The sequence below is a fragment of the Pseudomonas sp. Eqa60 genome (assembly GCF_018326405.1).
In the GTDB taxonomy this organism is placed as follows: domain Bacteria; phylum Pseudomonadota; class Gammaproteobacteria; order Pseudomonadales; family Pseudomonadaceae; genus Aquipseudomonas; species Aquipseudomonas protegens.
This window is the reverse complement of record NZ_AP024342.1, coordinates 6,087,106-6,105,978: the sequence shown is the minus strand read 5'-3', so window position 1 is coordinate 6,105,978 and position 18,873 is coordinate 6,087,106. Positions and strand designations below refer to the sequence as shown.

Below are 18,873 nucleotides of genomic sequence, written 5' to 3'. Positions count from 1 at the left end.
AGGCGGGTGCCAGGGGGGGGCGCCGGAGCGCCCCGCATGGCTTACTGGTTCGGCAGTTCCATAGGGGACTGTCGCGGGGTTTCCGCCTCAGCCTTGCGTGCGGCTTCCAGGGCGTCGGCTTCTGCCTTGGCCTTGGCTTCGGCGGTCGCCTGCAGCTGGGCAAGCTGTTCCGGGGTCAGCAATTGCAGACGGATCAGCATGCGCTGGATCAGGTCACGACGCATTTCCTTGCGGGTCTCGGAAGACTCCTGGTCGGAACCGGTGATGTTGTTGCCGTCGTGCAGGAAGACTTTCTGCACTTCCAGTTTGTCATCCAGCAGGTGCAGGTTGTCGTGAGTCAGGATCTCATACCTGAGCGTGGTGCCGATCTCGTACTCGGCCGAGCTGCCACCGCCGGTGTAGCTGAGGGTACGCTGGGAGTTCTCCTCGCTCAGCAGCACCAGCTTGTAAGGTGCGCCGGCATGGACTCGCACACCGCTGCTTTCCAGCTGCTGCTTGAGCATCTTGATGGTGGTGCCGTAGGCGTCCCGGGCGCTCAGGTCCAGTTCCTTGATGGACAGCTCCTGGGTTCCAGTACCGCGCAGCTGGAAGCCGCAGGCGCTCAGCAGCACGGCCAGGCCCATCACCAGCAGATTACGTTTGATCATGTATTGCTCCCCTTGAAACCAGATGGGCCAACCTTGTGGCCCTGGAGGTTTTATTCGGCGCCCGATCCCGGATCGGGCGCCTGATCCAATTAGCTGGCGACGATGTTGACCAGTTTGCCCGGCACCACGATGACCTTGCGAATCGTAAGACCTTCGGTGAAGCGCAGTACGTTCTCGTTGCTGCGAGCGGCCGCTTCGACTTCTTCACGGCTGGCGCTGGCTGGCATCTCGATCTGGCCACGCAGTTTGCCGTTGACCTGGATCACCAGTTGCAGGCTGTCCTGCACCAGCGCGCTTTCGTCCAATGCTGGCCAGCCGGCATCGATGATCGCGCCGCTTTGACCCAGTTGGCCCCACAGCTCATGGCTGATATGCGGAGTGATCGGGGCGAGCAACAGGGCTACGGTCTGCAAGCCTTCCTGCAGCAGTGCACGGTCCTGTTCGCTGCCTTGCGGCGCTTTTTCCAGGACGTTCATCAGAGTCATCACCTGGGCGATGGCGGTGTTGAATTTGTGATGCTGGCCTACGTCCTGGCTGGCCTGCTTGATGGCCAGGTGGATTGCACGGCGAATGGCTTTCTGCTCGTCGCTCAGGGTCGCTACATCCAGAGCCCCCGGCAGCCCCTGGCTGACGTGGGCCTGGGCCAGGCGCCAGACGCGCTTGAGGAAGCGGTGCGCACCTTCAACGCCGGAGTCGGACCATTCCAGGCTCATGTCGGGCGGCGAGGCGAACATCATGAACAGGCGGCAGGTATCGGCGCCGTATTGTTCGATCATCGATTGCGGGTCTACACCGTTGTTCTTCGACTTGGCCATCTTCTCGGTGCCACCGATCTCCACCGGCAGGCCGTCGGAGATGAGTTTGGCGCCAATGATCTTGGCCTTGCTGTCACGCTCCAGCTCGACATCCGCCGGGTTGTACCAGGTGTAGCTGCCATTGGCTTCGCGACGGTAGTAGGTCTCGGCAATCACCATGCCCTGGGTGAGCAGGTTCTTGAACGGCTCGTTGGAACTCACCAGGCCTTCGTCACGCATCAGCTTGTGGAAGAAGCGCGCGTAGAGCAGGTGCAGGATGGCGTGTTCGATACCGCCGATGTACTGATCCACCGGCAACCAGTGGTTGGCTGCGGCCGGATCTACCAGGCCGCCTTCAAAGTGCGGCGAGGCGTAACGGGCGTAGTACCACGAGGACTCGACGAAGGTGTCCATGGTGTCGGTTTCACGCTTGGCAGGTGCTCCGCATTTCGGGCAGCTGCACTCGTAGAACTCGGGCATGCGCGCCAGTGGCGAACCGGCGCCATCGGGAACCACGTCTTCCGGCAATACCACCGGCAACTGCTCTTGCGGGACGGGTACATCGCCGCAGCTGTCGCAGTGGATGATCGGGATCGGGCAGCCCCAGTAGCGCTGGCGGCTGATGCCCCAGTCCCGCAGGCGGAACTGGGTGCGCGATTGGCCGAGGTTCTTCTTCAGCAGCGCCACTTCGATGGCATCGAACGCGCCAGGGAAGTCCAGGCCGTTGAACTCGCCGGAGTTGATCAGCTCGCCATGCTCGCCGTAAGCGTCCTGCCAGGGCGCCGGAGTTTCATCGCCAGCGCTGGTGCGTACCACGGCCTTGATCGGCAGGTTGTACTTGGTGGCGAACTCGAAGTCGCGCTCATCGTGGGCCGGTACCGCCATGACTGCGCCGTCGCCGTAGTGCATGAGCACGTAGTTGGCGACCCAGACCGGGAGTTTTTCACCGGTCAACGGGTGCTCGACGAACAGCGAAGTCGGCAGGCCTTTCTTTTCCTGGGTCGCCATGTCGGCTTCGGCGACGCTGCCACCCTTGCATTCGGCGATGAAGGCCTGCAGCTCGGGGTTGTCCTGTGCTGCCAGGGTGGCCAGCGGGTGCTCGGCTGCCACGGCAACGTAGGTCGCGCCCATCAGGGTGTCTGGACGGGTGGTGAAGACTTTCAGGGTCCCGGCTTCGCCGATGGAGGCCTGGTCGTAGGGAAATTGCACTTCCATGCCACGGGATTTGCCGATCCAGTTGCGTTGCATGGTCTTGACCTGCTCGGGCCAGCCCGGCAGTTCGTCGAGGCTCTCCAGCAGTTCATCCGCGTAGGCGGTGATCTTGAAGTAGTACATCGGAATTTCGCGCTTTTCGATCAGCGCGCCGGAACGCCAGCCGCGGCCGTCGATCACCTGTTCGTTGGCCAGCACGGTCTGGTCGATGGGGTCCCAGTTCACGGTGCCGTTCTTGCGGTAGATCACGCCTTTTTCGAACAGACGGGTGAACAGCCACTGTTCCCAGCGGTAGTAGTCCGGCTTGCAGGTGGTGACCTCGCGGGACCAGTCCACCGCCAGGCCCAGGCTGCGCAACTGGGTCTTCATGTAGGCGATGTTTTCGTAGGTCCACTTGGCGGGAGCCACGTTGTTTTTCATCGCGGCGTTTTCCGCCGGCATGCCGAAGGCGTCCCAACCCATGGGTTGCAGAACGTTCTTGCCTTGCATGCGCTGGTAGCGGGAGATCACGTCGCCGATGGTGTAGTTGCGCACGTGCCCCATGTGTAGCTTGCCGCTGGGGTAAGGGAACATCGATAGGCAGTAGTAAGTTTCCTTGCCTGGCTGTTCACTGACTTCAAAGGACTTTTGCTCGTCCCAGAACGACTGGGCGGCGGCTTCGATTTCACGGGGCTGATAGTGTTCGTGCATGGCTACTTTTGTACTGAATAGGGGTGGCCTAATCCTCTTCAACGCAACTTCGGGTGGCGATGACGCCAAATGCGGCGTTTTTCAGTGCCCGATGGAGCTGGAAGTGGAGTTACAGGAAACGCCGTAGCATACATGACCGCACTCTGCCGAGGGAAACCCTGATTGCTCGGGCGGGCCGTTGGTCGCGGCGGCGCGTCGCTTTCGGCTGTCCGACTAAGCTCAAAAAGGGGAGTGAGTCTTATCTTCGATGAGGTGAACGGATGCTTGAATCGCAGCGAAAAGCAACAGAACCGGAGGTGTATGAAAGGCTCCTCAATCGACTGGCTCTGGCCCTGGATGCGGCAAAAACGGCGGATCGACTGCGCAATGAGCGGCCTATCGAGCTGGAGCTGCGGGGTTTGAGCCGGGCGGAGTTTGAATTGATCAGGGCCTATCTGGCCCGCCATCAACGTGAAATGCAGATCAATCCAATGGGCAGTCTGCAACACCAGGAGGTGCCTCGTTCGGCCAAGATCATTTGGCTGAAGGATCAGGCGCCCGTCAAGGCATCGGTGAAAGTCCGATCTCAGCAGTTCAAGTAGGTCCCAGGGCCCCTTATCGGGTCGAGCGAGGTCGCGGCCGAGGACCTCGGGAGCAAAAATACCAGGCATTGGTTGTTGCCGGACAGGTATCCCCTTTAGGCTTCGGGCATCTTGTTGGAGATGCTCGATGCCTTTTCGCTATTTCATCAAACAGTTGCTGCTGCCGCCCGGCATTCTGTTGCTGTTGCTGCTGCTTGCTTGGGGCTTGCGCCGTTCCCGGCCACGGCTGGCAGGTTGGTGTTTTGCCTTGGGGCTGGGTGGTTTCTGGTTGATGAGTCTGCCGGTCATGGTGGAGTGGGGGGCGCGCGGTCTGGAGCGCCTGCCGCCCTTGCCGCAAAGCCAATGGGCGAGCCTGGCCGAGCAGGCGGATGTGATTGTGGTGCTGGGTTCGGGGCGGGAGCGGGGCGATCCGGCGTGGGGCTCCGATCAGCCCACCGGCGTGGGCCTGGAGCGCGAACGTTATGCCGCGCGCCTGGCCAAGGCCTCCGGGCTGCCGGTGCTGACCAGCGGCGGCTTGCATTACGGTACGCCGCCCACCGAGGCTGCGTTGATGGCGCAATCCCTGCTCGATGACTTTGGCGTGACGGTGCGCTGGCAGGAAGGCCGCAGCCGCACTACCTGGGAAAACGCGCAGTTCAGCGCCGAAGTCCTGCTGCCATTGGGGATCAAGCGTGTGGTGGTGGTGACCCAGGCCTGGCACATGCCCCGCTCGGTGTGGAGTTTCGAGCACGCCGGGTTTGAAGTGGTGCCTGCGCCAGTGGGGTTCCTGGGAATGGATAACGCCCGTCCGCTCGGAGGCTGGATGCCTGAGTTCAAGTCGATCTGGCAGAGCGGGCAGTTGCTCAATGAGGCAATGGGCCAATTGGGCTACCGGTTGTTCTATCGCTGATGGCAATCCGGCTCCCTCGGGAGCCGGATTGCCAGTGAGGGCCCTCAAACGGTCTTGGCAATACGGCTGGCCAGCAAGGCCCAGCCAAACAGCAGGGTGCAGAGCACCACCAGCGGCCAGGAGCGCCATTGCAGATACGGCGTCAGGTTGTGCATGGGCACGACCTCGCCGTACAGAATGCCGCGTTCGAACTGGGGAATCTGTACCGTGATCCTGCCGAACGGATCGATCAGCCCGGTGACGCCGTTGTTGGTCGCGCGAATCATCCAGCGCCCGGCTTCCAGGGCGCGCATCTGCGCCATCTGCAAGTGTTGCAGGGGGCCGATGGAAGTGCCGAACCAGGTGTCATTGCTGATGGTCAGTAGCAGGTCGCTACGGGCCGAAAGGCTGGCGGCGAATTCGGGGTAGACCACTTCGTAGCAGATGAACGGCGCTATCTGATAGCCCTTGGCCTGCAGCAGCGGCTGGTCGGCCGGGCCGCGGGCGAAGTCCGACATCGGCAGGTTGAAGAAGTCGATCAGGCCGCGCAGCACTTCCTGCAGGGGCACGTACTCGCCAAAAGGCACCAGCTTCTGCTTGAGGTAGGTGCCGTCCCCTTCGCCGGTCACGGTGATGCCGTTGAAGTAGCGTTTTTCATGGCGTACCAGTTGGCGCACTGGAACGCCGGTAATCAGCGCGGAATGACGGTCGGCGGCAAAGTTGCCCATCATCGTCAGGTAGCCTTCGGCCGACTCCTTGAGCACCGGTACTGCGGTTTCCGGCCAGACCAGCAGGTCTACGCGCTTGCTGCGAAAACTCATGTCGCGATACAGCGCCAGCTGGGCGTTGAGCTCGGCCGGGTCCCACTTCATGCTCTGTTCGATATTGCCCTGGATGGCGGCGACCGATAGCGGCTCTCCGGCGGGGCTGGTCCAGGCATGGCCTTTCAGGGCCAGGCCCACGATCCAGGGGGCTGCCAACAGAAGCAGGCCCGCAACGATGAAGGCTTTGCGCCCGGCCTTGATCAGTCGCGGCAGGTTGTAGAGCAGCGCTGCGGTGAGGGCCAGGGAGAAGGAGATCAGCCAGATGCCGCCCAGCGGCGCAAGCCCGGCCAGTGGGCCGTCAAGCTGGCTGTAGCCGGAATACAGCCAGGGAAAACCGGTGAGGAACCAGCCGCGAAAGGCTTCCTGGCCCAGCCACAGGGCCGCGAATGCCAGGGCGTCCGCCAGCGGCGCTTCATTGCGTCGTAACCAGCGGGCCCAGAGCCAGGCAGGCAGTGCGAAAAACCAGGCGATGGCGGCGATGAAGGCCAGCATCAGCAGGCCGGCAAGCAGGGCCGAGGCGCCGCCATAGGTGTGAATGCTGACGTAGATCCAACTGGTGCCAGCCCCGAACAGGCCGAAGCCGAAGCACCAGCCGCGGCCCAGGGCCTGGCGCGGTGTCAGCTCGCGCAGCCCGGCGTAGAACAGGCCGACTGCCAGCAGCGCCAGAGGCCAGATGTTGTAGGGGGCCAGGGCCAGGGTGGTGATGGCGCCGGCGATCACGGCCAGCAGGTTGCCGGGCCAGCCGGGGCGGGTTGAGCGCTGCAAGAGGCGTTTCATCAGCTCTTTCCTGTGTCGTACCGCGCGAGGCACGAGGAGAATGGTTGGGTTGTTTCAGATGAGCGTCGAGTCACGCAGCGCTGCTCGGCCGATGCGTCCCCGCCCTGTATCGCCTGAGGCCAGGCAAGTGGCCTCAAGACGATATCGCGGTGCGGGGGAGGGCAGATGACCCGTTTCCTCAGCGGGAAATGGGGGTCAGGCGCAGCAGATGAATCCGCCGGCTGTCGGCGTTGAGCACGCGGAAGCGATAGGCGCCGATTTCAGTGATTTCGTTGCGTTTTGGCAAGTGGCCGAACGCACTCATGACCAGGCCGCCTACGGTGTCGAATTCGTCGTCGGAAAAGTCGCTGTCGAAAAACTCGTTGAAGTTCTCGATGGGCGTCAGCGCCTTGATCAGGAAGTCGCCGCTGGGCAGTGGCTTGATGTAGCTGTCTTCCTCGACGTCATGCTCGTCCTCGATGTCGCCGACGATCTGTTCCAGCACGTCTTCGATGGTCACCAGGCCCGCCACGCCGCCGTACTCGTCGATGACGATGGCCATGTGATTGTGGTTGGCGCGGAACTCGCGCAGCAGCACGTTCAGGCGCTTGGACTCGGGGACGAAGGTCGCCGGGCGCAGCAGGTCCTTGATGTTGAAGCTGTCACCGTTCTCCTTGAGGATCAGCGGCAGCAGGTCCTTGGCCAGCAGGACGCCCATCACGTCGTCATGGCTTTCGCCGATCACCGGGTAGCGCGAGTGCGCCGAATCGATGACTGCGGGCAGGAACTCCCGAGGGGTCTGGGTCGCCTTGATGCTGATCATTTGCGAGCGCGGAACCATGATGTCCCGGACTTGCAGGTCAGCGACCTGGATGGCGCCTTCGACGATGGCCAGCGCTTCGCTGTCCAGCAACTTGTTCTGATGGGCTTCGCGCAGCAGCTCCAGCAGCTCCTGGCGGTTTTTCGGCTCATGGGCAAAAGCCTGGGTCAGTTTGCCCAGCCATGACTTTTGCCCGTTGCTCGATCGATCTTCGCTCATAGCGATTGCTCTGAATCCTTGGTTGTTACAGGGGGTTGTTGATCAGCTTTCGTCGTCTGCATAAGGGTCCGGATGACCCAGTTCTGCAAGCAACGTTCGTTCCAGCGCTTCCATTTCTTCGGCTTCGTCGTCATCTATATGGTCGTAGCCCAACAGATGCAAGCAGCCGTGAATCACCAGATGGGCCCAGTGGGCCTGAAGTTCCTTGCCTTGTTCAGCCGCTTCGCGCTCGACCACCGCAATGCAGATCACCAGGTCCCCCAGCAATGGGATATCCAGCAGCTCATCCGGTACATCGGCAGGAAATGACAGAACATTGGTGGCGTAATCCTTATGACGCCAGGTGTGGTTCAGCTCACGCCCTTCTGCTTCGTCCACCAGGCGGATGGTCAGTTCCGAATCGGCGGTGCGCTGGCGCAGGGCCAGCTCGCACCACTGGCGGAACTGTTCATCGCTGGGGGCCGGCTGTTGGCTGGCGCGCTGCAGGTCAAGCTCAAGCATCGTGGCGGTTGCCTCGGTCTGCGGCAGCCTTGGCGGCCTCGTCGGCAGCGTGCAGTTCGAAGCGCTCGTAGGCTTCGACGATGCGTTGCACCAGCGGATGGCGCACCACGTCCTTGGGCATGAAGTGAGTGAAGCTGATACCAGGCACATCCTTGAGTACGTTGATCACATGGGCCAGGCCGGACTTGGTGCCCTTGGGCAGGTCGACCTGGGTGATGTCGCCGGTGATCACCGCAGTGGAGCCGAAACCGATCCGTGTCAGGAACATCTTCATCTGTTCCACGGTGGTGTTCTGGCTCTCATCGAGGATGATGAAGCTGTTGTTCAAGGTGCGGCCGCGCATGTAGGCCAGGGGCGCGATCTCGATGACCTGGCGTTCGATGAGCTTGGCCACGTGTTCGAAGCCGAGCATTTCATACAGGGCGTCGTACAGCGGGCGCAGGTAGGGGTCGATCTTCTGGGCCAGGTCGCCGGGCAGGAAACCGAGCTTTTCGCCGGCTTCTACCGCCGGGCGCACCAGCAGGATGCGTCGCACCTGCTCGCGTTCCAGGGCGTCCACGGCGCAGGCCACGGCCAGGTAGGTCTTGCCGGTACCGGCCGGGCCAATGCCGAAGTTGATGTCGTTGCCGAGGATCTCTTTGACGTAGCGCTGCTGATTCAGGCCGCGGGGGCGAATCATGCCTTTCTTGGTGCGCAGGGCCACGGCGGCATCGGCTACCGAAGGGTTGTCCAGCTCTTGCACGGCAGACTCCTGCAAGAACAGGTGGACCAGGTCCGGCGACAGCTCGGTGCCCTTGGTTTCCCGGTAGAGACGGCGCAGAAGGTTTTCCGCGGAGGTGGTTTGCTTGGGTTCGCCGATCAGTTCGAACTGATTGCCGCGGTTGCGGATCTCGATCGTCAGGCGCTGTTCGATCAAGCGCAGATGCTCGTCGAATTGCCCGCACAGATTGGCGAAGCGGCGAGCCTCGAAGGGCTCGAGGATGAAACGATGAGGTTCTATGGGTGCGTTCAAGGTCGTTTTTAGCCGCCCAACGGCAATTAAGATGAATTCAAGGATAACGCCAGCAGCCTGGGTGCGAAAGCTCTTATGCGGAGCAAGGGCTGCTGGGGCTTTTCCCTGCCAGGTTATTGCAGCAGGGAGCCGCGCAGCGAGTGAGGCTGCGCCGAGTCGATGTACACGTCGGCGAACTGGCCGATCAGCGTGGGATTGTCGCAGCGGAAGTTGACGATGCGGTTGTTCTCGGTCCGTCCCTGCAGTTCGCCCGGGTCTTTCTTCGAGTAGTCGGTCACCAGGATGCGCTGGGTAGAGCCGACCATTTGTCGGCTGATTTCAAAACCTTGCTGGTTGAGGCGGTGCTGCAAGGCGTTGAGCCGTTCCTTTTTCACCGCCTCCGGTGTTTCGTCGGCCAGGTCTGCGGCCGGTGTTCCCGGCCGTTGGCTGTAGACGAAGGAGTAGGAGAAGTCGAAACCGACGTCTTCGATCAGTTTCATGGTCTGCTGGAAATCCTTCTCCGTCTCGCCTGGGAAGCCGACGATAAAGTCCGAACTGATGCAGATTCCCGGAACAGCCGCCCTGAGCTTGCGCAACTTGGACTTGTACTCCAGGGCGGTGTGATTGCGCTTCATGGCCGCGAGGATCCGGTCCGAACCGGATTGCACCGGCAGGTGCAGGTGCTTCACCAGTTCTGGTACTTCGGCATGCGCCTGGATCAGGCTGTCGGAGAACTCCAGCGGATGTGAGGTGGTGTAGCGGATTCGCTCGATGCCATCGATCGCGGCAACCACACGAATCAATTCGGCCAGGTCGGCCATGCGCCCGTCGTGGGTTTGGCCGCGATAGCCGTTGACGTTCTGGCCCAGCAGGGTCACCTCGCGGACGCCGTTTTCCGCCAGGTGGATGATCTCGGCGATCACATCGTCGAAGGGCCGGCTGACTTCTTCGCCGCGGGTGTAGGGCACGACGCAGAAGGTGCAGTACTTGCTGCAGCCTTCCATCACCGAGACATAGGCGCTGGGGCCATCGATCCGGGGCTCGGGCAGGTGGTCGAACTTTTCGATTTCCGGGAACGAGACGTCGACCTGCGGCAATTTGGTGATGCGCGCGACGTCGATCATTTCCGGCAGGCGGTGCAGGGTCTGCGGGCCGAAGACCACGTCCACATAGGGGGCGCGGTCGCGGATGGCCGCGCCCTCCTGGCTGGCCACGCAACCGCCTACGGCGATCACCATGTCCGGATTGGCCAGCTTGAGCTCACGCCAGCGCCCGAGCTGGGAGTACACCCGGTCCTGGGCGCGTTCGCGAATGGAGCAGGTGTTGAGCAGGATGACGTCCGCATCTTCGGCGCGTGCGGTGACTTCCAGGGCCTGATGTTCGCCCAGCAGGTCCACCATGCGCGAGCTGTCGTACTCGTTCATCTGGCAACCGTGGGTTTCGATGTAAAGCTTCTTGGCCATGGACGGGATCATCACGTGATTCAAAGAACCGCGCATTATAGGGGCCATGCCCACAGGTTCCTAGGGTTGTGCATCGGGTAGCTATGCTATAGTTCGCGCCCTATTTTTGTCCCCCGATGTGTTACCCGCCCGCCATGACCAAACGTGAAGCTCCAATCTACAAGGTGATTTTCCTCAACCAGGGCCAGGTGTTCGAAATGTACGCCAAGCAGATCTATCAGAGTGATCTGTGGGGTTTCCTGGAAGTGGAAGAGTTCGTCTTTGGCGAGCGCACGCAAGTGGTCGTTGACCCGAGCGAGGAGAAGCTCAAGGCCCAGTTCGAAGGTGTAGTGCGCAGCTTTGTGCCGATGCATTCGATCGTGCGCATCGATGAAGTCGAGCGCCTGGGTACGCCGAAGATCAGCGAGGCCCGCGGGGTGAGCAACGTCATGCCGTTCCCGATGCCGATGCCGGAAAAATAAGCCTGGCCGACTCCGTCTTTCCGGGAGGGCGGTTGTCTGTGTGGAAGCCGGCTCACCGGCGACTGAGGCGCAAATGCCTACGGCAGGGGCGAGAAGGGTGAGCGCCCATCGGCGCTCTGCAGTTCCATCAGGTATTTGCGGAAAATCTGTCCCAGTACCTGGGTTGCAACTTCCAGTTCGTCGCGCTGCATGTGCTCGGCGACTTCGTCGGCGGTGTCCAGGGCGTCTTCGGCGCCATTGACCGCAGCCATCTTCAGCACGATGTAAGCCTGGACGTTATTGGCCGGCACGCCTTCACCGTGGAAGAACATGGTGCCCAGCTTGAATTGCGCCTGGGCATGGCCTTGCAAGGAGGCCTTTTCGAAGTAGCTCAGGGCTTGATTGAAATCTTGCGGCGCACCTTTGCCCTCGTAGTAGAACTCGCCCAACTCGTATTGCGCCTCGGCATCCCCCTCGTCGGCGGCCTTCTGGCAGGCGGTGAGGGCCTCGGCCTGGTCCTGAGCCTGGGGATCGAGGGTGCAGCGACCCAGCGCCGGGATCAACAACGAGTTGCCACCTGCTTGTGCATGCGCGAGCAGGGGCTGAAGGAGCAACAGGCAGCCCAGTGTCAGGGCGCGGCCGGTGCGGTTCATGGGAATCGACTTACCTCTGAGGGGCGCGGGGCCCAGCGTGGGGCCCAATAAGCGCGCATTATGAAATAAGCAGGGCCCACCTTACAAAGTCTTTACTCGTTTTTCTGCTGCGTGGGCGCTATATCCCAAGGATTCATCAGCATTTGCAGGTTTCACTGCAGAAAATTCAAGTAAAGACTACAACGGGCGTGATGTTTCACACGCCCGCCGTCCAGCGCTTACTTCAGGGCGGCGAATGCCCGCTCTGCCGCATCCAGCGTCAGCTGCAACTCGGCCTCGCCGTGGGCGATGGAGGTGAAGCCCGCTTCGAAGGCACTCGGCGCCAGGTATACGCCGCCTTCCAGCATCAGGTGGAAGAAGCGCTTGAACAGGTTGGCGTCGCTGGCCATCACATCGTCGAAGGTGACGATGTCATCGGCACCGCTGAAGTACAGGCCGAACATGCCGCCAGCCTGGGTGGTGACGAACGGAATGCCTGCTGCATCGGCGCGTTGTTGCAGGCCTTCGAGCAGACGGCTGGTGTAGTCGCTCAGTTCGGCGTGGAAGCCCGGGCGGCTGATCAGGCGCAGAGTGGTGAGGCCTGCGGCCATGGCCAGCGGGTTGCCGGACAGGGTGCCGGCCTGGTAGACCGGGCCCAGGGGCGCGATATGTTCCATGATCTTGCGCTTGCCGCCGAAGCAGCCTACCGGCATGCCGCCGCCGATGATCTTGCCGAAGGTCGACAGGTCGGGTGTCACGCCGTAATGGGCCTGAGCGCCACCGAGGGCAACACGGAAACCGGTCATCACTTCGTCGAAGATCAGCACTACGCCGTGCTGATCGCAGAGGCGACGCAGGCCTTCGAGGAAACCTGGTGCCGGGGGTACGCAGTTCATGTTGCCGGCCACTGGTTCAACGATGATGCAGGCCACTTCCTGGCCTACTTCGGCGAGCATCTTTTCCACCGCCGCAATGTCGTTGAAGGGCAGGGTCAGGGTGTGCTTGGCGAAAGCCGCGGGCACACCGGCGGAGCTCGGCACGCCTTGGGTCAGGGCGCCGGAGCCAGCCTTTACCAGCAGGCTGTCGGAGTGGCCGTGGTAGCAGCCTTCGAACTTGATGATGCTGTCCCGGCCGGTGAAGCCTCGGGCCAGGCGAATGGCACTCATGGTGGCTTCGGTGCCCGAACTGACCATGCGCACCATTTCCATCGACGGCACGATGGAGCACACCAGGTCGGCCATTTCGGTTTCCATGGCGGTCGGGGCGCCGTAGGACAGGCCGTGTTCCAGTTGCTTGCGCACGGCGTCCAGGACATCAGGGTGGCTGTGGCCAAGAATCATCGGGCCCCAGGAGCCAACGTAGTCGACATAGCGCTTGTCGTCTTCGTCGGTGACGTAGGCACCTTCTGCGTGTTTGAAGAACAGCGGGGTGCCGCCCACGCTCTTGAAGGCGCGGACAGGCGAATTGACGCCACCCGGGATGTGTTTCTGGGCGTTGGCAAACAGGGTTTCGGAACGAGACATGATCGGGCTCTCAAAAATCAGCTGTTGAATAGGGCGTTGAAGGCGCGGGCGCGGCGGGTCACTTCTTCGGCGCTCTCGGCGCCGAACAGGCCGTGGACCACCGCCAGCAGGTTGGCGCCGTGGTTCACCAGTGGCGCGGCGTTGTCCAGGGTGATGCCGCCGATCACGCAGATCGGCAGGTGCAGGCTGGCCCGGGCCTGGTCCAGCAGCTCCAGGCTGGCCGCAGGCGCGCCGGGTTTGGTGGTGGAATTGAAGAAACGGCCGAAGGCGACATAGCTGGCGCCATCCTTGGCGGCTTGCTCGGCCAGTGGCAACTGGCTGTGGCAGGTGGCACCGATGATCGCCTGGCGGCCCAGCAAGGCTCGGGCCGGGGTCAATGGGCCATCAGTCTGGCCCAGGTGCACGCCGGCACCGATACGCGCCGCCAGCTCGGCATCATCGTTGATGATCAAACGGGTCTTGTAGCGCTCGCACAAGGCCAGCAGGGTTTCGGCTTCCCGCAGTCGGCGGGCCTGGTCGTCGCTTTTGTCGCGGTACTGCAACAGCGTGACACCGCCTTCCAGCGCCGCCTCCACGTACTTCAGAAACTTGCCGGCCAACAGTTGGCTGTCGGTGATGGCGTACAGACCACGTAGTTTCATTGAGCAGGCCTCATGACATTACGAGCAGAAATCCAGCGGCAAGCGGCGCGGAACGAACTGGCCACGGCCAAGCTGTTCGGCATCGCGCAGGGTGCGCCAGGTGTAATCCAGGGCGGACTTCACCGCACTGGCCAGGTGTTCACCTTGGGCCAGGCGGCCGGCCAGTGCGCTGGCCAGGGTGCAGCCGGAGCCGTGGTAGCTGCCCGGCAAGCGCTGGCAGGTATAGGTTTTGCGCAGGCCGTCACGGCTGTACAGGCGATTGTGGACTTCGTGTTCATCGCCGTGGCCGCCGGTGATCAGCAAATGCTTGACGAAGGGCAGGAGTTTTTCGGCGCATTGGTCGGCGCTGCCTTCAGGCAGTTCCGCGAGAATTCGGGCTTCGGGAAGGTTGGGGGTGGCAATGGTTGCCAGGGGCAGGAGGCGCTCGCGCATGGCGTAGCCGACTTCATCCTTGCCCAGCCGGCCACCGCCGCCGGCGCGCAACACCGGATCGCAGACCACTGGCAGGTGCGGGTGGGCCTGGAGCAGCTCGACCACGGTGTCGACCATTTCCAGGGAACCGAGCATGCCCAGCTTGACCGCCGCTACCGTGGAGTCGTTGAGCACCGCATTGGCCTGGGCCAATACCCACTCGCGATCCAGGACGCGGAAGTCGCTGACATTGACCGTGTCCTGCACGGTCAACGCGGTGACAGCCGGAGCTGCATGACAACCCTGAGCCAGCAGGGCTTCGATATCTGCCTGCAGGCCGGCGCCACCACTGGGGTCGTGGCCGGAGAGACAGAGGACAACGGGGCGAGAGCTGTAGATATTCATGGGCGGCGAGCTTACCACCAAACGTTTTTTTTCGCGGCGCTCGACATATAAGAGAGGGGCGATCTGGCGCCGGCCAGCCCACTTGACCGAAGCAACAGCTCTAGCCCGCTGGATTGCGCTGAAAGCCCCGTTCTAGAGCCTTTAGACTAAAACTTACAATGGTGTTCAATGGCCATCAGCGGCTATGCTAGAGTGGATTCAAATCAATAACAGGTCATGCCGGTTCTACGTCTGCTCAAGGGAAATGGGGGACTTCCTGACACCACCGGACAAGCCACGCTGGGGCTTTATGCACTATTTGCTGATGTTGCTGTTGAGCTTGCCGATGCTGGCTGGCGCCGCCGAGTTCGACGAGTTCACTCAACGCCTGCCCTTGGGCCGAGTGATGCAAGTACTCGAAGACGCGGGGGTGAGGCGACCATTGCCGATGTCAGCTCGGGGCCTCTGGCTGAACAATTCAGACCCCACGACAAAGACACCCTCAACGCCGGTTATTCGCGCTCGGCGTTCTGGCTGAAGATCGACCTCGACTATCGCCCCGCCAACCCGAGCGCACAACGCAGCTGGTTGCTGGAGTTGGCCTATCCGCCTCTGGACCATCTTGAACTGTACGTCCCTGACGAGTCTGGTGGTTATCGCCTGGCGGGTCGTACCGGGGATGCCTTGCCCTTCGACAGTCGAGAGATTCGCCAGAACAATTACCTGTTCAACCTGAATTTTTCTCCCCACGAGCACAAGACCGTCTACCTGCGGCTGGCCAGCGAAGGCTCGATCCAGGCGCCGGTGAGTCTGTGGTCCAGCAGTGCTTACTTGGAAGCCCAGCCGGTGCGGTTGTATGTGCTCGGGCTGATTTACGGCGTGCTGCTGGGGATGCTGGTGTACAACCTGTTCATCTACCTCAGCGTGCGGGACACCAGCTACCTCTACTACATCGTCTATATCGCTTCCTTCGGTCTCTATCAGCTGTCGGTCAATGGCGCCGCAGTGGAGTACTTCTGGCCCGACAGCCCCTGGTGGGCCAATGCCGCGACACCGTTCTTCATCGGTTCGGCAGGTTTGTTCGGCAGCCAGTTCGCCCGCAGCTTCCTGCAGACTTCCCGCCACAGCCCCTGGGTCGACCGTGTACTCCTGGCCTTGATGGCCTTTGGCGCGCTGGTCATGGCGCTTTCACTGATGACCAGTTATGCCCTGGCATTGCGCCTGGCCACCACCCTGGCCCTGGTGTTCACCGTGGTGATCTACGTGGCCGGGATTGTCGCCTGGTGTCGAGGCCTGCGCGTGGCACGCTATTTCATCATCGCCTGGTCGGCCTTTTTGTTTGGAGGGGTGATCAACACCTTGATGGTGCTGGGTTACCTGCCGAATGTGTTCCTGACCATGTACGCCAGCCAGATCGGCTCGGCGATCGAAGTGGCGTTGCTGTCCCTGGCCCTGGCCGATCGCATCAATGCCATGCGTGAGCAACAGGCCCAGACACTGCTCGAAGCCGGGCAGAAGCTTGAAGTGCTGAACCAGCAACTGGCCCACAGCAACCGGCTCAAGGACGAATTCCTGGCCACCCTGACCCATGAGCTGCGGACCCCGATGAACGGCGTCATCGGCTCCCTGGAACTGATGCAGACCTTGGAACTGGATCCGGAGCTGGAGCAATACCAGCAGACAGCGGCCGGCTCGGCGCGGGACATGATGCGCATGGTCAACGGCATTCTGACCCTGACCGAGCTGCAGGCCGGCAAGCTCAGCGCCCAGCGTCAGCCGTTCAGCCTGCGCTCCCTGCTGACGACACTGCAGACCCAATACGGCGCCAGTGCCGCCGCCAAGTCGCTGGCTTTCCAGATCGACTTGAGCGCCGGGCTGCCCGATCGCTTGCAGGGCGACCGCTGCAAACTCAGCCACTGCCTGGAGTGCCTGCTGGACAATGCCATCAAGTTCACCCCTTCGGGCAGCGTGGTGCTGCGGGTGCTCACGCGTTCCGTGTCGGCGCAGCGGGTCAGTCTGAGTTTCGAAGTAATCGACAGCGGTATTGGCTTCGTCAACCTGGATGAAGCGACCCTGTATCAGCGTTTCTTCCAGCTCGATGGCTCCATGACCCGCGAATATGGCGGGCTGGGTATCGGCCTGGCGATCTGTCGGCAGTTGGTGGAGTTGCTGGGCGGGCAATTGACCCACGAATCCACACCCGGCCGGGGCAGTTGTTTCCGCCTGCTGGTGGAGTTCGACGCCCAGGAGCCCGCCCCGCGCTCGCCGGCGGCAGTGGCGCGACGCTTGCCCCGGGACTGTACCGTGCTGCTGGTGGACGACAACGACGTCAATCAGTTGGTGGTCAGGGGCATGCTGCTCAAGCTGGGCTACCAGGTGCGCACCGCCGGTAGCCCTACTGATGCCCTGCAATTGCTCGGGCGTGAGCTGGTCAGTGCGGTGTTGATCGATGGCGAGATGTCCACGGCGCAACTGGGGGCGTTTCGCTTGCAGGCCCAGGCGCTGCCCGGCTATTCCCAATTGCCCATCCTGCTGGCCTGCGTGCCCGGCAAAGAGGGCTGCCCGGCGGGGGCTGGCTCCGACTATCTGGCTAAACCGGTGAAGTTCGAGGCCTTGCAAACGGCATTGTCGAGATATGTGCTCTCTGTGGAACAGGGCGAAAGCGCCGACATTTAGGCAGGTATGCCACTTTGTTCGGGGTGGGGGCGGTGCTTAACTGGGGTCTTGGCACACCCTGAAGGAGCCCCGCGATGAACCTCCACCAGTTCGCTGAAACCCACGAAGTCACCAACCAGCCGCCAGCTTTGGACGGCGCCAATCTCTATCGGATCGACCTGCCGCTGCAGCAATGGATGCGCCGTTTCGATGCCGGTTGGGCCGAGTCGCGGGTCGACGCCTATGGCGCTCTGGCCGGTGGTCCGTTGATGGAGGCGGGGTTCTTGGCCAATCAGAACAAACCGGTATTTTCCAGCCACGACCGCTTTGGCCACCGGATCGATCTGGTGGAGTTTCATCCCGCCTATCACCAATTGATGCAGGCGGCGATCGAAGCCGGCCTGACCTCACTGCCCTGGACCGATCCGCAAGCGGGGGCCCACGTTGCCCGCGCCTCCATGACCTATCTGCACAGCCAGGCCGAGGCCGGCAGCGGATGCCCGCTGACCATGACCTTCGCCTGTGTACCGGCTTTGAAGTTGCAACCCGATATCGCCGACCAGTGGCTGCCCAAGATCCTTGCCACCCGGTACGACCCGCGAAATGTCGGCATGCAACACAAGGCCGGGCTGACCATCGGCATGGCCATGACCGAGAAACAGGGCGGCACCGATGTGCGTGCCAACACCACCCGGGCCTACCCGGTGGGGGCTGGCGGCCCCGGGCAGGCGTACGAGCTGGTGGGCCACAAATGGTTCTGTTCGGCGCCGATGTGCGATGCCTTCCTGACCCTGGCCCAGACCGACAAGGGCCTGACCTGCTTCCTCCTGCCCCGGCACCGTCCCGATGACACGCGCAACCAGTTCTATATCCAGCGCCTGAAGAACAAGCTCGGCAACCTTTCCAACGCTTCCAGCGAAGTGGAGTTCCGCGGTGCCCTGGCCTGGATGATTGGCGAGGAAGGCCGCGGCGTGCCGACCATTATCGAGATGGTGGCCATGACCCGTTTCGATTGCATGGTCGGCTCCAGCTCCCTGATGCGCCAGGCCCTGACCCAGGCCAGCCATCACTGTGCCCATCGCACCGTGGGCGGGCGGGTGCTCAGCGAGCAGCCCCTGATGCAGAACGTGCTGGCCGACCTGGCCCTGGAAAGCGAAGCGGCCCTGGCCCTGAGCATGCGCATGGGGCGGGCCCTGGATCATCTGGACGATGCCCAGGAGGCGAAGTTTTCCCGGCTGGTGACGGCGGTGGGCAAGTACTGGATCTGCAAGCGGGCCCCGGCGATGATCAACGAGGCGGCGGAGTGCATGGGCGGTGCCGGTTATGTCGAGGACAGCATCCTGCCACGGCTGTACCGCGAGGCGCCGGTGAACTCCACCTGGGAAGGCTCCGGCAACGTGCAATGCCTGGATGTGCTGCGAGCCTTGTCGAAGGAGCCGGGCGTGCTGGACGCCTTGTTCGCCGAATTGGGCAATGGCCATGGCGACAAGCGCCTGGCCGCCCATATCAACGGGCTGAAGGAGAGCTTCAAGGACACCGGCGACATTCAATACCGTGCTCGTCAACTCACCGAGGACATTGCCCTGGGCCTGCAGGCCAAGCTCTTGCTGGAAGCCGGCAACCAGGTGGTCAGCGACGCCTTTATCGCCAGCCGCCTGGGCGGCCAGGGCGGGCGGGTCTACGGCACCTTGCCGCGTGGCCTGGACGTGGCAGCCATTGTCGCCCGCTCCTCCCCTCAGGGCTTCTGACCCTCCCTGGCGCCGGCTTCCCGGCGCCTGCGGTGATTACGCTGTTCCCGTGGGACGGTCTTGCAGGCAAGAT

Annotated in this window: 15 protein-coding genes and 1 pseudogene; 5 read left to right on the top strand and 11 right to left on the bottom strand. The window is 62.3% G+C overall.

The genetic code is table 11. The annotated features are described in order from the left end of the window. Positions 1 to 41: 41 nt before the first annotated feature. Together lptE and leuS are read right to left on the bottom strand one after the other, a co-directional pair. Entirely contained in the window at positions 42 to 647 is a 606-nt protein-coding gene (gene lptE, locus KI242_RS27655; RefSeq protein ID WP_015637163.1) for an LPS assembly lipoprotein LptE, read from the bottom strand. Positions 648 to 736: 89 nt separating this feature from the next. Beyond that, positions 737 to 3,343, bottom strand: coding sequence for a leucine--tRNA ligase (leuS, locus tag KI242_RS27650; protein WP_077934837.1), 2,607 nt, complete (start codon positions 3,341 to 3,343; stop codon positions 737 to 739). A gap of 260 nt (positions 3,344 to 3,603) precedes the next feature. Here leuS and KI242_RS27645 point away from each other — a divergent pair, with 260 nt between their 5' ends. Then, the gene (locus KI242_RS27645) at positions 3,604 to 3,924 is read left to right on the top strand and encodes a hypothetical protein (protein ID WP_011063656.1); all 321 of its coding nucleotides are present in this window, start codon (positions 3,604 to 3,606) and stop codon (positions 3,922 to 3,924) included. Between the two features lie 127 nt (positions 3,925 to 4,051). Then, complete coding sequence (locus KI242_RS27640; RefSeq protein WP_015637160.1) at positions 4,052 to 4,813, top strand: YdcF family protein; 762 nt, start codon at positions 4,052 to 4,054, stop codon at positions 4,811 to 4,813. A 44-nt stretch (positions 4,814 to 4,857) separates the two neighbouring features. Here KI242_RS27640 and lnt read toward each other — a convergent pair whose 3' ends face one another. The 5 genes from lnt to miaB all read right to left on the bottom strand — a co-directional run bounded on the left by lnt (position 4,858) and on the right by miaB (position 10,366). Beyond that, positions 4,858 to 6,381 carry an apolipoprotein N-acyltransferase gene (lnt, locus tag KI242_RS27635; protein ID WP_026020052.1) on the bottom strand — a complete coding sequence of 508 codons (1,524 nt, stop codon included), beginning with the start codon at positions 6,379 to 6,381 and terminating at the stop codon, positions 4,858 to 4,860. 190 nt (positions 6,382 to 6,571) lie between these two features. After that, positions 6,572 to 7,411, bottom strand: coding sequence for an HlyC/CorC family transporter (locus KI242_RS27630; RefSeq protein ID WP_011063653.1), 840 nt, complete (start codon positions 7,409 to 7,411; stop codon positions 6,572 to 6,574). A 42-nt stretch (positions 7,412 to 7,453) separates the two neighbouring features. After that, the gene (ybeY, locus tag KI242_RS27625; protein ID WP_011063652.1) at positions 7,454 to 7,912 is read right to left on the bottom strand and encodes an rRNA maturation RNase YbeY; all 459 of its coding nucleotides are present in this window, start codon (positions 7,910 to 7,912) and stop codon (positions 7,454 to 7,456) included. Further along, complete coding sequence (locus KI242_RS27620) at positions 7,905 to 8,924, bottom strand: PhoH family protein (protein ID WP_011063651.1); 1,020 nt, start codon at positions 8,922 to 8,924, stop codon at positions 7,905 to 7,907. Before KI242_RS27620 ends, ybeY begins: the two co-directional genes overlap by 8 nt. Positions 8,925 to 9,037: 113 nt before the next feature. Further along, positions 9,038 to 10,366, bottom strand: a complete 1,329-nt coding sequence (gene miaB / locus KI242_RS27615) for a tRNA (N6-isopentenyl adenosine(37)-C2)-methylthiotransferase MiaB (RefSeq protein WP_011063650.1) — start codon at positions 10,364 to 10,366, stop codon at positions 9,038 to 9,040. Positions 10,367 to 10,500: 134 nt separating this feature from the next. Here miaB and KI242_RS27610 point away from each other — a divergent pair, with 134 nt between their 5' ends. After that, positions 10,501 to 10,827, top strand: a complete 327-nt coding sequence (locus KI242_RS27610; protein WP_007927079.1) for a DUF1820 family protein — start codon at positions 10,501 to 10,503, stop codon at positions 10,825 to 10,827. Between the two features lie 77 nt (positions 10,828 to 10,904). Here KI242_RS27610 and KI242_RS27605 read toward each other — a convergent pair whose 3' ends face one another. From KI242_RS27605 to KI242_RS27590, 4 genes are all read right to left on the bottom strand, one after another. Beyond that, positions 10,905 to 11,459, bottom strand: a complete 555-nt coding sequence (locus KI242_RS27605) for a tetratricopeptide repeat protein (protein ID WP_011063648.1) — start codon at positions 11,457 to 11,459, stop codon at positions 10,905 to 10,907. Positions 11,460 to 11,677: 218 nt separating this feature from the next. Next, the gene (hemL, locus tag KI242_RS27600) at positions 11,678 to 12,961 is read right to left on the bottom strand and encodes a glutamate-1-semialdehyde 2,1-aminomutase (protein WP_011063647.1); all 1,284 of its coding nucleotides are present in this window, start codon (positions 12,959 to 12,961) and stop codon (positions 11,678 to 11,680) included. 17 nt (positions 12,962 to 12,978) lie between these two features. After that, on the bottom strand, positions 12,979 to 13,602 hold the full coding sequence (gene thiE / locus KI242_RS27595) for a thiamine phosphate synthase (protein WP_212805715.1): 624 nt from the start codon (positions 13,600 to 13,602) through the stop codon (positions 12,979 to 12,981). Positions 13,603 to 13,620: 18 nt separating this feature from the next. Further along, positions 13,621 to 14,418: a hydroxymethylpyrimidine/phosphomethylpyrimidine kinase gene (locus tag KI242_RS27590; RefSeq protein ID WP_015637156.1), complete on the bottom strand. Its 798-nt coding sequence runs from the start codon at positions 14,416 to 14,418 to the stop codon at positions 13,621 to 13,623. A 289-nt stretch (positions 14,419 to 14,707) separates the two neighbouring features. Between KI242_RS27590 and KI242_RS27585 the strand changes: the two are divergent. Continuing rightward, positions 14,708 to 17,073: pseudogene (locus tag KI242_RS27585) on the top strand (7TM diverse intracellular signaling domain-containing protein). Positions 17,074 to 17,147: 74 nt separating this feature from the next. Next, on the top strand, positions 17,148 to 18,800 hold the full coding sequence (locus KI242_RS27580; RefSeq protein WP_011063643.1) for an acyl-CoA dehydrogenase family protein: 1,653 nt from the start codon (positions 17,148 to 17,150) through the stop codon (positions 18,798 to 18,800). The last annotated feature ends 73 nt before the right edge of the window (positions 18,801 to 18,873 follow it).